General features: G+C 72.0%; 7 protein-coding genes. 3 read left to right on the top strand and 4 right to left on the bottom strand.

Annotated elements, in window-relative coordinates; translation table 11 throughout:
- Window positions 1-7: 7 nt before the first annotated feature.
- Window positions 8-2,038 (bottom strand): collagen-binding domain-containing protein, encoded by a 2,031-nt coding sequence (locus AC3A3L_RS14505; protein WP_487640748.1) that lies wholly within the window; start codon window positions 2,036-2,038, stop codon window positions 8-10.
- Window positions 2,039-2,196: 158 nt separating this feature from the next.
- Complete coding sequence (locus tag AC3A3L_RS14500) at window positions 2,197-8,739, bottom strand: ThuA domain-containing protein (RefSeq protein WP_487640747.1); 6,543 nt, start codon at window positions 8,737-8,739, stop codon at window positions 2,197-2,199.
- Window positions 8,740-9,024: 285 nt separating this feature from the next.
- Between AC3A3L_RS14500 and AC3A3L_RS14495 the strand changes: the two genes are divergently transcribed.
- Window positions 9,025-11,712, top strand: coding sequence for a bifunctional acetate--CoA ligase family protein/GNAT family N-acetyltransferase (locus AC3A3L_RS14495; protein ID WP_487640746.1), 2,688 nt, complete (start codon window positions 9,025-9,027; stop codon window positions 11,710-11,712).
- Between the two features lie 96 nt (window positions 11,713-11,808).
- Window positions 11,809-12,360 carry a hypothetical protein gene (locus tag AC3A3L_RS14490; protein ID WP_487640745.1) on the top strand — a complete coding sequence of 184 codons (552 nt, stop codon included), beginning with the start codon at window positions 11,809-11,811 and terminating at the stop codon, window positions 12,358-12,360.
- Here AC3A3L_RS14490 and AC3A3L_RS14485 read toward each other — a convergent pair.
- Window positions 12,350-12,742 carry an NUDIX domain-containing protein gene (locus AC3A3L_RS14485; protein ID WP_487640744.1) on the bottom strand — a complete coding sequence of 131 codons (393 nt, stop codon included), beginning with the start codon at window positions 12,740-12,742 and terminating at the stop codon, window positions 12,350-12,352. The genes AC3A3L_RS14490 and AC3A3L_RS14485 overlap by 11 nt on opposite strands.
- 54 nt (window positions 12,743-12,796) lie before the next feature.
- Here AC3A3L_RS14485 and AC3A3L_RS14480 point away from each other — a divergent pair, with 54 nt between their 5' ends.
- Window positions 12,797-13,729: a threonine/serine dehydratase gene (locus AC3A3L_RS14480; protein ID WP_487640743.1), complete on the top strand. Its 933-nt coding sequence runs from the start codon at window positions 12,797-12,799 to the stop codon at window positions 13,727-13,729.
- Here the strand turns inward: AC3A3L_RS14480 and AC3A3L_RS14475 are convergent.
- Window positions 13,717-14,214 (bottom strand): SRPBCC family protein, encoded by a 498-nt coding sequence (locus AC3A3L_RS14475; protein WP_487640742.1) that lies wholly within the window; start codon window positions 14,212-14,214, stop codon window positions 13,717-13,719. The genes AC3A3L_RS14480 and AC3A3L_RS14475 overlap by 13 nt on opposite strands.
- Window positions 14,215-14,422 lie beyond the last annotated feature (208 nt).

Raw genomic sequence — 14,422 nt, 5'->3', positions numbered from 1 at the left:
CACCGAGCTACCGCGGCGCGTGCCGGCCACGTGGCCGACCGCGGCGTCCCCACCACATCAGCAGCCCCCCGGTGCCCAGCAGCAGGAGGGAGAGGCCCAGTCCCGCCGCCGGCGGACCACCTGTAGACGGGAGGATCGCCGAGACCTCGGTCTGGTCGTCTGCGTCCGCGACCTCCGGACCCGCGGTGGTCGGGGCGGTGGTGGGAGTCGGGGTGGGAGTCGGGGTGGGAGTCGGGGTGGGCGTCGGGGTGGGCGTCGGAGTGGGCGTCGGAGTGGGCGTCGGAGTGGGCGTCGGAGCAGCGACGTCGTCGTTGGTGATCGTGCAGACCACGTCGTCCCCGTCGACGAGGGTGAGGGTCGCCCCGGTGAGCGTGCCGCCGTCGCACGTCCAGGACGACGCCGCGTACCCCGGCGCTCCACCCGTTTCCGCAAGCACGTAGTCACCCGGCTGCACCGTCCGGTCCACCACGTCCGCGCTGTCACCGGCCCCGGTCACCGGCGTCGGCCCGCTCGCCGTCAGCGTCCAGTCCCCCGCCGTCGCCGTCCCACCGTCGTCGTTCACGACGGTCTTCACCAGCGTGAGCTCCGCGCTCGGCACTGTGACGTCGTCGTTGGTGATCGTGCAGACCACGTCGTCCCCGTCGACGAGGGTGAGGGTCGCCCCGTCGAGCGTGCCGCCGTCGCACGTCCAGGACGACGCCGCGTACCCCGACGGCCCACCGGACTCCGACAGCACGTAGTCACCCGGCTGCACCGTCCGGTCCACCACGTCCGCGCTGTCGCCGGCCCCGGTCACCGGCGTCGGCCCGCTCGCCGTCAGCGTCCAGTCCCCCGCCGTCGCCGTCCCACCGTCGTCGTTGACCACGTTCTTCACCAAGGTGAGCTCCGCGCTCGGCACCGCGGCCACGCACGACAGGGTGGCGGCGAACGGGAAGTCGTGCAGCTCTCGCGGTGCTGTTCGGACAGGCCGTGGGCCGTGGTTGAACTCGGCGGCGATGATGTTGCCCTCGATGTTCTGGCTGGGCAGCCAGTTCAGGACGGCGTTCGGTGCGTAGAGCGTCCCCTCCAGGGTTGCCCCGCTCGTCACCGTCACGGTGGTCGCGTCAGCGAAGTTCCACAGGATGTACGGGGCCTGCGAACCACCGATCCCCGCCTGGTTCGGGATGTCACCGACGTAGGTGCTCCCGGTGATGTTGACCAACAACGGCGTGCTGGCCGACGGTGCGGTCAGGTAGGTGATCTCGGAGAGGTTCACCAGGTCCTCCGCGCTGAGGGTCAGGACGTTCGTCTGTCCCTGGACGAGGGCCAGTCGTCCCTGGGCGCCCGGCGGTATCGGCGTCGGCAGCGGCGTACCGTTCGTGTCGGTCAGCTCGACCGTCGCGGGGCAGTCCGCCATCTCCTGCGTGAGTCCTCGGTAGGTCGAGAACGCGGCTGGGATGTCGATCAGTGAGCTGGGGACCGGCGCACCCACCGAGGCGGGTGCCTGGAGCGGAGTCCGACCATCGATGAAGCGACCCGAGGTGTAGGGCTGGCCCTCCGGGACGAGCCGGTAGTTCACCGTGGCGCCGTTGTTGTCGGTGTTGAAGGCGTCGTACGTGCTGGTGTCAGCGACCTTGGTGAACCCGCCGTTCTCGACGAACACCTGCACTCCAGCAGCGGGCCACTGCACGCCGCCGCCGACGTAGAGGTAGGTCTGGCGCGCGTCGCCGGGGGCAGTGAAGGTCGGCTGGCTAGGAGGTGAGCCGGCCGCGACGTTGTAGTTGCGGCCGATGATCAGGTCGCCCCCCATCGCCATCGTCCCCTCGGACTCGTCCGCGGTGACCGACACGTCACCCTCCACGAAGGCGAGGAAGCCGCTGTTGGCCGGGTGCCCGTTGAGCGGCACGGTCACCGGGTTCACGGGGTCGAGCGCTCGCGCCGGTGCGGCGGTCGACAGGACCAGCACCGGGACGCAGGCCGCGCCCAGCACGGTTGCCATCGCGGCTCCGAACCACGTCGACCTGCGCGGTCGCAGGACGGGGCCGCGGACGACGTGCATCCTCGCCCCCTCGTCGGTCGTGGTCGTGTCCCGACGCTAGATCGGACCCGGCGGGGGACGATCACCCGCTGCGGGTGATGTCGTGCGGTACGCGTGCGCAGCGGCGCCGGCCGCCGGGGGGCTCCCCCGGCGGCCGGCGATCGTGTGGTGCGGGCGTGTCAGCGGCGGATGGTGAACCTCCACGTCTCGACCGTGCGGTTGCCCAGCGCATCCTCGGCGACGAGGCGCACGGCGTAGCGCCCCGGAGCGAGGGCCCGCTTCGGCGTCCACGTCATCCGGCCCTTGCGGACGTTGTACTCCACGCCCCGGACCCGCTCCCCGCCGACGAAGAGCTTCAGGTCGCCGGCGCGGACCGCCGAGAGCCGGTCGGTGATGAACGCGCCGACCTTCGGCGTGCGGTCGCGGGTCGAGCCCTTCGGCGTGGTCTTCCGGACCCGCGGCCCGGTGCGGTCGACGGTCCAGGTGGCCACCGCCGGCGTGGCGTCGGTGCCGCCGACACCCACCGCGCGGACCCGGACCTCGTGCTGGCCGTCAGCCAGGTCGCGGTAGGTCTGGGGTGACGTGCACGCCTGCCAGGCGGCCCCGTCGAGGGAGCACTGGAACGTCGCTCCTGCGGCGCCCGGACCGGTGGCGACGAACCTGATGGTCGCCGTCTTCGCGCGCGTGCCCTCACGCGGCGCACCCGTGATGGTCGTGTCCGGGACGGGCTGCTCCTCCGGCTTCTTCGTCGCCGTGACCGTCACCGTGCCGGTGTCGGAGTCGGTCCCGTCGGTCACGACGTAGTCGAAGGTGTCGGTGCCGGAGTGGCCCGCGTCCGGCGTGTAGGTCACCTTGCCGCTCGCCGCCACCACTGCCGTGCCGTGCGCCGGCTTGGTCACCGATGCCACGGAGAGCTCGTCGCCCGCGTCGGCGTCGGTGTCGTTGGCCAGCACGTCGATGTCGATCGGCGTGCCCTGCGTCGTGGTCGCGGTGTCGTCGACCGCCTTCGGGGCCGCGTTGACCGGGTCGACCGGGTCCTCGCCGTCGACCAGGAAGGTGTCGAAGGAGACCTCGTCACCCTCCTGCAGCACGCCCGCGGCGAAGACGCCGAAGCTCGGCTCGACCATCGCGTTGTCGACCGCTCGGGGCAGGTCCACCCACGTCTCGCCGCCGTCGAAGGACGCCTCACCCTCGTAGGACGTGCCTGCCTTGGTGAGGCGGAGCCTCATGTCGGTCAGGTCGGTCCTGGCGGGGATCGCGAGCTCCGGCTGCGGGTTCGTCCCGACGATCACGTTGTTGACCTCCGACCGCAGCTCGACCCGGTTGGGGGTCGCCCTGCCGTCGTCGGAGATCACCACGATCTTCACGTAGTTGGCGTCGTCGCCGTAGGCCATCAGCCCGGCCTGGCTGTAGCCGCCGTCGAGCTTCGACACGTCGGCGTGGGTCTCGATGACCCAGTCCTCGCCGGCGTGGTCGGCCGACTGCAGGACGAGGTTCGACTTGCCCGTACCGCCCTGGTAGATCTCGCCGGGCGTCGTGGTGATGAACAGGCGTCCGTCTGCCACCCGGCGCTTGTCAGCGTCACCGGCCACGATCGCGTTCCACCGGCAGGTGTCGAGGCTGGTGCCCTCGAACGTGTCGTCCGGCGTCTCGAGCTCGCAGGCCTCGGTCACCGTCACCGTCACGGTGCCGGTGTCACTGCCGCCGTTGCCGTCCGTCACCGTGTAGTCGAAGGTGTCGGTGCCGACGAAGCCGGCGGCGGGCGTGTAGCGGACCGTGCCGTTGGCGTTGATCGTCGCCGTGCCGTGGCCCGGGGTGGTCACCGACTCGACCGTGAGGGTGTCGCCGTCGGGGTCGGTGTCTCCGACCAGCACCGGGATGTTGACCGGTCGACCCGCCGAGGTGGTGGCGGTGTCGTCGTCGGCGACGGGCGGACGGTTCTCGGCCGCCGCCGGGGTGAGCCGGAAGTAGTCGAACGAGGCCTCCCGGTTGGGCTGCTGCACGCCCAGGGCGTACAGGCCGAGGTCCAGGTCGGCCGTCGGGTGCGCGACCGTGCCCACGGGCTGCCACTCACCGCCGTCGACGGCGACCTCACCGACGTAGCTCGTCCCGTCCTTGGTCAGCCGCAGGCGGTACGACGTCACGTTGGCAGGCAGGTCGACCTGGGGTTGCGGCTCCTGGATGGCCCCACCGAGCTCGGAGCGCAGCTCGACCCGGTTGATCCGGCCCTGCCCGGTGTCGGAGATGACGTCGAGCTTGACGTAGTTGTCGTCGTCGCCGTAGGCGAGCAGGCCGGCCTGGGCGTACCCGTCGGTGAACGTCGTCGACAGCTTCGTCTCCGCGGTGTAGTCCTCGGGCAGGCCGGCGCCCGACTGCAGGATGAAGTTGGTCGCCCCCGCCGCGTTGGGCGTCTGGTAGATGTCGCCCTCCGTGGTGGTGATGGTCAGCTCGCCGTCGGCCACGTCGTACTTGGTGGGGTCCTCACGGACGATGGCGTTCCACCGGCACTCGTCGAGCGAGGTGCCGTCGAACTCGTCGCTGGGGTCGGTGGCGCCGCTCGTGCCGTCGGGGTCGAAGCGGATCCAGTCGAACGTCGCCGTCGGGGTGCTGGTCGCGCCACCCGACACGGCGGCCGGGCCGATCTTCGGCGCCGTGAAGGTGCTCAGCGGCGCGGGCCGACCGACCGGGGAGAACGTCTCGCCGTCGGCGGAGTACGCCGCAGTGAGGTTGGTGCCGTCGGAGATCAGCCGCACGTAGTAGGTCGACGGGAAGCCGGCGGGGACGCCGCCGAGCTTGTCGGCGCCCTCGTTGCGCGGGTTGCCGGCCGCCTCGTAGATGAACTCGACGTCGCGGTTGCCACCGGCCGAGATGAGGTGGACCGAGGCCCAGTTCTCGTCGTCGGAGTAGAGCCGGAGGCCGGCCTGGTGGTAGTTCTCGGTGACCTCGGCGGTGATCTTGGCCGTCACCTCGAACGCCCCGTCGGGCGCGTCCTGCACGATGATGTCCTCGGCGTTGCCGCCGACGCCGTACAGGCTCCCGCTGTTGATCGGCAGCTGCAGGCCGCCGTTCTCCACGCTCCACTCGCCGCTGTCGCGGATCACGTCCCACTTGCCGTCGAGCGACGTGCCGTCGAACTCGTCTGACTGCTGCACTCCGCAGGCGTTGAGCACCCGGATCGGAACCGTGGAGGAGCCGGTGGCGCCCGAGGGGTCGGTCGCCGTCAGTCGCGCGTTGTAGGTGCCGGGCTCGGCGTAGGTGTACTCCGCGTCGAGCGTGTTGGCGGTGTCACCGTCACCGGGGACGCCGAAGTCCCACGTGTAGGTGAGCTCGTCGCCGTCGTAGTCCGTTGCCGTACCGGTGAAGTCCACCGTGAGCGGCGCCGTGCCCTGGCGCGGCGTGCCCTCGGCGCCGACCTGCGGCCGGGAGTTGACCGAGACACCCTTGCCGGCGGCGTCGAAGAAGTTGACGTTGAACAGGCCGGTGGCCGCGGGGTTGGCGTTGGTGAACACCAGGAACAGCTCGTGCGAGCCCTCCCGTGCCGACTCGGCGATGTCCATGTCGACGAACTGCCACTGCTGCCAGCCACCCGTCACCGGGACGGCGACGGATCCGGCGAGCGGGCCGGTCGGGCTGTCGAGGCGGGCCTCGATGGTGCCGCCGGCCCCGCCGGACGCGACCCGGAAGCGCAGCTTGGGCACCTGGAACAGGCTGATCGGCGCGTAGGACACGTGGTCACCGGCGTCGATGTTGGACAGGTTGCGCGATCCGCCGAGCGGGTCGGTCGTCGCCTCGGTCTGGACGCCCTGCTGGGTGGTGAAGTGCTCGGCCTGCTTGCGCTTGGGCTGAAGGACGACCTCGTCCTCGCCGGTCAGGGTCCGCACGCCGTTCGCGCCCTCGTCGGTGTAGCTGGCGTTGATCACCCCGAAGAGGTTGGCCGAGGGGTCGTGGCCCCCGTCGGCCACGGTCGGCAGGACGACGTCGCAGCCGGTGCGGGAGCTGAGCGGGTGGCCGTGCGAGTCGTGGCCGAGGACGTAGTCGATCTCGACCTTCGAGCAGTCGATCTCTCCGTCCTCGGGGTCGGTGACGTCGACCTTCACCCGGACCGAGTCACCGAACTCAAAGAACGCGCCGTTGGGCGGCGTCTCGATCTCGACGACCGGGCGGGTGTTGCCGACCGTCACGACCGCGGTGGCCACACCGGTGCGCCCGGTGGAGTCGGTCACGGTCAGTCGGGCGTCGTACACGCCGTTCTGGGTGTAGACGAAGGTCGGGTTGGCCTCGGTCGAGTCGATGCTGCCGTCGTTCTGGAAGTCCCACTCGTACTTGACGATCGAGTCGCCCGCGTCGGGGTCCCGCGAGCCCTCGCTCGAGAACTCCACCGTGAGCGGGGCGACGCCAGAGTCCGGCGTGGCGGAGGCCGACGCCGACGGGGAGCGGGCGCCCTCGTTGATCGCGTTGATCTTGTAGACGGCCGAGTTCTCGTTGCCGGTGAAGTAGCCGCCGTTGCCGTAGTCGAGGACGTAGAGCGAGCCGTCGGGGCCGAACTCCATGTCCATCGCGGCGTAGAGGGTCATGGAGTCGAAGAACGGGTCGATGCCGGCTACGTCGCCCTCGGCGTCCATCGTGATGTCGCGGATCCAGCCGCGGGTCCACTCCCCTGCGAAGAAGTGGTTGTCGAAGTACGCCGGGAACTTCACGTCCGAGTCGAGGTCGGGGTCGAAGTTGTAGACGGGACCGGCCATCGGGCCCTCGCCGCCGCCGCCGAACTCGTTGGTGGTGACGCCGTTGTAGGTGACGTTGCCGCCGTCGTACTTGATCCAGGCAGGCTGGGCGGGCGGCAGGTTGGTCAGGCCCGTGTTGTGCGGGCTGTTGTTGACCGGAGCGGTGCAGTCGAACTTGGGACCGGTCGAGTTGGTCGCGAAGTCCCACTCGTTGTAGGTCTCCGCCGCGGTGTTGGAGCCGGTGCAGTAGGGCCAGCCGAAGTTGCCGGCCTCACGGATCTGGTTGAACTCCACGATGCCGCCGGGACCGCGGTTGGGGTTGGCGCCGCCGGCGTCCGGGCCGTACTCACCGAGGTAGACGTAGCCGGTGCGCTTGTCGACGGTCATCCGGAACGGGTTGCGGAAGCCCATCGCGTAGATCTCGGGGCGGGTCTTGCCCTGGGTGTCGTCCGCCTCCGGGAAGAGGTTGCCGTCCGGGACCGTGTACGACGCCGCGGTGGGGTCGGGCGTGATGCGGATGACCTTGCCGCGCAGGTCGTTGGTGTTGGCCGAGCTGCGCTGGGCGTCGTAGGCCGGGTTGCGGGTGGTGCGCTCGTCCAGGGGCGCGTAGCCGTCGGAGACGAACGGGTTGGAGTCGTCACCGGTCGACAGGTAGAGGTTGCCGTCGGCGTCGAAGTCGATGGCGCCACCGGCGTGGCAGCAGATGCCGCGGTCGGCATCGACCTTGAGCAGCTCCTGCTCGGTGGACGGGTCGAGGTCGTCGCCGACCATCTTCATCCGGGACAGGACGTTGTAGCCCTTCCACGCCGCGAACTGCTCCGCCGTGCCGTCGTTGGGGGCGTCGCCGGCCGGGGTGTCGAGCGGTGGCGCGTAGTAGAGGTAGACCCACCCGTCGTCCTCGAAGGTCGGACTGACCGTGAGGCTCTGGAGGCCGTCCTCGTCGTGGGAGTAGATCGGCACGTCGTAGAGCAGCGTGGTGTTGCCCTCGAGGTCGGTGAGGAAGATGCGGCCGTCGCGGGCGTTGTGGAGCACGCGCCCGTCGGGGAGGACGGAGATGCTCATCGGCTCGCCGACCTTGTCGACGCCCTTGGCCAGGGTGACCTGCTCGAACGACGCGTCGGTGGGCGCCGGCGGGGTGCAGGCGTCGGGGGCCTCGCCCGCGGCGTACTGGATGCCGCCGAGCAGGTGGAGGCGGAAGAGCGGCTCGGAGAACGACGCCTGGGTGTGCCCGCCGCCGGTGTAGAAGCTGCGGCCGCCGTCGAACTCCTGGTACCAGGCGATCGGGTGGTCGTCGTCGCCCGGGGCGCCGTCCTGCTCGTCGTAGGTCGACTCGTCGAGCGAGGCGATGACGTTGATGTTGCTGTTGGTGCGCGGGCTGTAGTCGGGCCCGCCGCCGTTGACCACGGGGTTGACCGGGTTCTGGAAGTTGTACCACTCGTCCGTGCGCTCCCACCGGTCCGGCAGTGCGCACGAGGACGGCGTCGTCTTGTCCTCGACGTCGATCGTCGCGGTGGGGGTGCCGGCGGGGTGGCTCTGGAAGTAGGCGCCGACGAGCTGGCCGTACCACGGCCAGGTGTACTCGGTGTCGGAGGCGGCGTGGACGCCGACGTAGCCGCCGCCGGCCTTGATGTAGTTCTCGAAGGCCGTCTGCTGCGAGGCGTTGAGCACGTCGCTGGTCGTCGACATCCACACGACGGCCTCGTACTGGGCGAGGTTGGCGTCGTTGAACTGCGTGGCGTCCTCGGTGGCGTCGACGTTGAAGCCGTACTGCGCGCCGAGTCGCTCGACCGCCCGGATGCCCGCGGGGATGGAGTCGTGGCGGAAGCCGGTCGTCTTGCTGAAGACGAGGACGTCGTACGTCGGTGGCGCGAGGGCCGCGGCCGCCTGGGCGGGGGTCGCGCTCGCTGCTGCCTTCGACGCCGCAGGAGCCGGCGGCGGCGCCGCCGCAGCAGCAGCGGGCACGCTGGCCATGCCGCCGGCGGCGACGGCCGCGGCCGCCACCCCCGCGACGGTTGTCCTGACATGTGCCGAGGGTGAACGGAACCAGCTCATGCTGCCCTGCCTTCTCGATGGCCTTGCGGGGATGAGAGCGAACCCGTGGCCGCGGGGCCACCGTGATGTGCGTCACAGTAGGGAGCAGCATTCGACGGCGTCAACACACAAGGTGGGGTACTTTCCACGATTTGTCGGCAGAAGGGGTTCGCCAGCCTCACAGAAGCGCCGACCGCGCACCTTTCGCCTCGTCAGGCGCTGGCACGTCGTGATCTGCTCTGGCACGTTGGGGACGTGACCGACTCGGCGGCTCCGACACCCGCCCCGCGGGACTGGAGCGCGGAGCCCGCGGACGTGCTGCTGGCCGACGGGACCGTCGCGGTGATCCGCTCGCTGCGCGAGGCCGACCGGGACGCGGTGCTCGACCTGCACGAGTCGGTGTCGGTGGACACGCTCCGCCTGCGCTTCTTCTCTCCCAGCCGGGACGCCGGTCGACGCTACGTCGACCACCTCTTCGCACCCGACAACACGGCGTCGGCCGCGCTCGTGGCGCTCGTGCGGGGCCGGGTCGCGGGGCTGGCGACCGCCGAGCTGCTGTCGCCGGACACCGCAGAGGTCGCGTTCCTCGTCGCCGACGAGGACCGCGGCCGAGGGCTGGGCAGCCTGCTGCTCGAGCACCTCGCCGCCCTCGGCCGGCGCCACGGGGTCAGCCGCTTCGCCGCCGAGGTCCTCGGCGACAACTACGGGATGCTCGGTGTCTTCCGCGCGGCGGGGTTCGGCGCCACCCGCCGCACAGTGGCGGGCGAGGTGGAGGTCGAGCTGCGCACCGACGCTTCCCGCGAGGCGGTGGAGGCGGCGGACCGGCGCGAGTGGCGCGCTGCCGCCCGGTCGCTCCGGCCGCTCCTGCACCCGACGAGCGTCGCGGTGGTCGGCGTACGCCGGTCGGCGGGCGGCTTCGGGCACGGCGTGCTGGAAGCCATCCGCGGCTCGTCGTACGCCGGCGCCCTGCACGTGGTGCACCCGGAGGCGGACGTCATCGACGACCTGCCGACGGTGCGGAGCCTGGCCGACCTCGACGGCCCCGTCGACCTGGTCGTGGTCGCGGTGCCGGCCGAGGGCGTCGCCGACGTGCTGCGCGACGCCGCCGCCAATGGAGCCGGGGCGGCGGTCGTCATCTCGTCGGGCTTCTCGGGCACCGGGAGCGACGAGCGTCGCCAGGAGCTGCTCGCCCTGGCTCGTGCGCACAGCCTCCGGTTGGTGGGGCCCAACTCGCAGGGAGTGCTGGCCAACGGCGCCGGCCTCAACGCGACGCTCCTCCACGACGTCCCCGAGGTGGGCGGCCTCGCCGTCGCCTCCCAGTCGGGAGGCATGGGCTTCGCGCTGCTCGACCTCGCGCGCGACGTCGGCCTCGGCGTGCAGGCCTTCGTCTCGCTCGGCGACAAGGTCGACGTCTCGAGCAACGACCTCCTCGCGGCGTGGATGGACGACGAGTCGGTCGCGGCCGGCGCGCTCTACCTCGAGTCCTTCGGCAACGCGCTGAAGTTCGCCCGAACCGCCCGCCGCTTCGCCGAGCAGAAGCCACTGCTGGCGGTGGTCGGCGGCCGCTCGCGGGCGCGGCAGGACCCGTCGGCCTCCTCGACCGTCGGGGTCGGCGTCGACGCCCTGCTCGACCAGTCGGGTGTCATTGCCTGCCGCACCGGCGCCGAGCTGACCGAGACCGCCCTGCTGCTGGTGCAGCAGCCGCTGCCGTCCGGGCTACGGGTCTGCATCGTCTCCAACACCGGAGGCGTGGGCGCCCTCACGACCGACCGGGCCGACGGCCAGGGCATGGTCGTCGCGCCGTCGTCGTACGACCTGTCCGCCGCCCTGCGCGCGGCCGTCCCGGGTGCGGTCGACGTCCTCAACCCGGTGGACCTCGGAGCGGACGTCACCCCGGCAGAGCTCACGGCCGCGCTGCGCGCCGTGCTCGACGCGGGCGAGGCCGACGCCGTCCTGGTCATGCTGGTGGCCAACCGGTTGGCCGACCGTGACGCGCTCTTCGACGCCGTCGCCCGGGCTCGGCCCGCGGGTGCCGGCACACCCCTCGTCCTGGTCACCCCCGGCGCCGCCTTCGACGCGGCGCGCGGGCTCCCGGGCGTCACGGTCTACCGGACGACGGACGCGGCGATCGGGGCGCTGGGGCGGGCCATGCGCTACGCCGCGTGGCGCCGCGTGCCGGCCGACCAGCCCGAGGTCGAGCTCGGCACCAGGGGCGTGCACGCCCGCACGTGGGTGCGCTCACGGCTGGCCGCCCGGCACGGCGAGCCGGAGTGGCTGGCCCCCTCCGCGCAGGCCGAGCTGCTGGCGCCGTACGGCATCCACCTCGTCGGCCGGATCGCGCCCGGGCCGGAGGCGGCGCAGGCGGTGGCGGCGGAGATCGGCTACCCGGTGGCCGTGAAGGTGGCCGACCCGACGGTGCTGCACAAGTCGGACCGCGGTCTGGTGCGGATCGACCTGCGCACCGGGAGCGACGTCGCCGACGCCGTACGACGCTTCGCCGACGAGCTCGGCCACGACCGGGTGGACGTGCTGGTCCAGCCGCTGGTGCTCGGCCACCTCGCGTCGGTCGGCCTGGTGCGCGATCCGCAGCTCGGCCCCCTGGTCCGGGTCGCCGGTGGCGCGGCAGGGCCGGTCGGCAGCTGGGCCGACGAGGTGCTGCTGCTGCCGCCCGTCGGAGCGGCCGACGCCGCGCGCGCGGTGCGCGCGCTGCGGCTGTGGCCCCAGCTCGTCGGCGACCACGGTCTCGAGGAGGTGGACCTCGCCCCGCTCGAGGCGTTGGTGACGTCCGTGGGGCGCCTCGCCGTCGACGTGCCGCACGTCTCCGACCTCACCCTCGAGCCCGTGGTCGTCAACGCGCACGGCCTCTTCTGCGTCGACGTCAAGCTCCGCATCGCCGAGCCGCCCGAGCTCGACACCGGCATCCCGCGCAGGCTGCGCTCCTAGGGCCCGGCTCGAACCACCCGTTGCGGGTGGGGTCCGACCGGCCTGCCCGGGCGACTATCGAGCCAGCACCTGTTGTCGGGACCTGGAGGAGTCGACGTGCGCCCTCTTGCCTTCGCCGGGCTCGCCGCCGTGCTGGCGCTGGTCGCGTCGGGGTGCGGCCAGTCCGACGACGACTCCGCTAGCGAGCCGAGCGCGGCCGAGTCGTGGGCCTCCGACGTCTGCACGACGGTCGGCGCCTGGACCACCACGCTGAAGGACGCCAAGGACACGCTCAGCACGCCACGCGACCTCAGTGCCGCCGACATCGAGTCGACGTTCGCCGAGGTCCGCACCGCCACGTCCACGCTGGTGGACGAGCTGGGTGACCTGGGCGTCCCCGACACCGACGCTGGCGACGAGGCCGAGGAGCGGATCTCGTCGCTGTCCGACCAGCTGAAGGAGCAGGCCGCCGTCGTCGAGGACGCGTCCGGCGACCAGCCGCAGGGCATGGGCGAGCTGCTGTCGGCCGTTTCGACCGTCAGCGGCGCCGTGGCGCAGATGATCTCCGACTCCCAGGCGGCCGTCACCGACCTCCGCGCGCTGGACGGGGCCCAGGAGCTGGAGGACGCCTTCACGGACACGGCGGCCTGCCAGGACCTCACGTCCTGACGCGGAGCAGGCGCTGGCGCACCACGTCGTGCGCGAGCGTCGGCAGGTCCGCCAGGCCGAACCACGCGATGTCGTCGTGCTCGTCGGGGGCGAGGTTGGCGAGCGTTCCCTCCCACCCGGTCACCAGCCAGGCGCTCAGCTCCACCGGCTCTCCGGCGGGTCGGGCCACGACCCGGCACATGCAGGAGGTCGAACCGGTCGCGATGCGCACGCCGAGCTCCTCGTGCAGCTCCCGGCCCAGCGCCTCGAGCTCCGACTCGCCGGCCTCGACGACCCCGCCTGGCAGGTCCCACACGCCCGGATGGGCGAGCTTGCTCGCGCTCCGGTGCCCGAGCAGCACGCGGCCCTCCCGGACCAGCGCGCCGACGACGACCTCCACCATGCATGGATCCCACCACGGACCTCCGACAACGGGGGCCGCGATAATCCGGGTGTGATGCTCACCCGAGGAGACGTCCAGGCAGCGGAGGCGCGGATCGCCGGGCGGGTGCGGCGGACGCCGCTGTTGCGTCCGTCCGGCCGCGACGCCGTGTGGCTCAAGTGCGAGTTCCTCCAGCACTGCGGCGTGTTCAAGACCCGAGGAGCCTTCAACCGCCAGCTGGTCGGGCTCGAGTCCGGCGAGATCGGGGACGCCGGCATCGTCGTGGCCTCAGGCGGCAACGCGGGCCTGGCGCAGGCCTTCGCGGCCCGGGACCTGGGCATCCGCGCCACCGTCTTCGTGCCGCACACCGCACCCGAGGTCAAGGTCGAACGCATCCGGGCCTACGGCGCGGAGGTGCGCCACGTCGGCAGCGAGTACGCCGAGGCGTACGAAGCAGCCCTGAGCTTCGGCGAGGAGACCGGGGCGGCCTTCGCCCACGCCTACGACCAGCCCGAGGTCGCGGCCGGAGCGGGCACCCTCGCCGAGGAGATCCTGGAGGACGAACCGTCCATCGACACCATCATCGTCTCCGTCGGCGGTGGCGGCCTCTACGCGGGAGTGGCGGCATCGGCCCGGGGACGTGCGCGCGTCGTGGCGGTCGAGCCGGAGCGCTGCCCCACGCTGGACAGCGCCATGGAGGCCGGGCGCCCGGTGGATGTCGCGGTGTCCGGGGTGGCCGCCGACGCGCTCGGCGCGCGGCGCCTGGGCGACCTCGCCTTCGCCGCCCAGCAGGTGGAGCCGCCGACCTCGGTGCTCGTCACGGACGACGAGATCCTTCGTGCCAGGTCGACCCTGTGGAGCGACTACCGGGTGCCGTCGGAGACCGGGGCGGCCACGGCGTACGCCGCGCTGCTCTCGGGCAGGTACGTGCCGGAGGACGGCGAGCGGGTCGCGGTCGTCGTCTGCGGCGCCAACACGGATCCGGCCACGCTCGGTCAGGGCCACTGACCCACGCCTCGGGCGCGTGCGGGCTCCACCCGCTCGCGGAGGCCACCGGCGAGCCAGGAGATCGTGACGAGGTCGACCGCCCCACCCGCGACGGCCACCAGCCGCTTCCTTCGGACGTGTCCCACCCGCAGTCGCAGGCGGACCCGGGACGACCCAGGGTGCTGCGACACGACGGCGATCGCCCACGTCACGTCCGTCCGGCCGCGGCGCGAGGTGTGGACGAGGGTGTGTGGCGGGTCGATCTCCGCCACGGTGAAGGTCTCGTCGCGGCCGCCGTAGTCGGGGATCACCGCGCCGACGACGAGGTGCTGCCACCGCTGGTCGACGTGCCGCGACGCGCGTCGTGACCTGGGAACGAAGCGCTCGACGCGGTGCGTCATGTACCAGCCGGCGCGACCCTTGCCCAGCTGCACCAGCCACGGCCACACGTCCTCCGGCGGCGCACGGAGGGTGAACGCACGGTCCATGACCACGTCGGGACTCATGAGAAGGCCGTCTCCGGGCATCGCCGAGGCGACCTCCGCAGCGCTCGGTCGAACCCGGTCGAAGCCCATGGCACGTGCGAGCAAGGAACCCATCTCGCCTCCCTCGGCCCACGGTATCCGGCGACCTCGGTCCTGCCGCTCGAGCGACGGCGCGCGATCGATTTCACCCCTTGGGGTTGGGCCACCGCGCACCGAGGCGGACCGGGGC

It is taken from the genome of Nocardioides sp. Soil_C_8, assembly GCF_057656315.1.
Note: the sequence above shows the minus strand (reverse complement) of the source record. Positions and strands in the feature narration are given on the sequence as shown.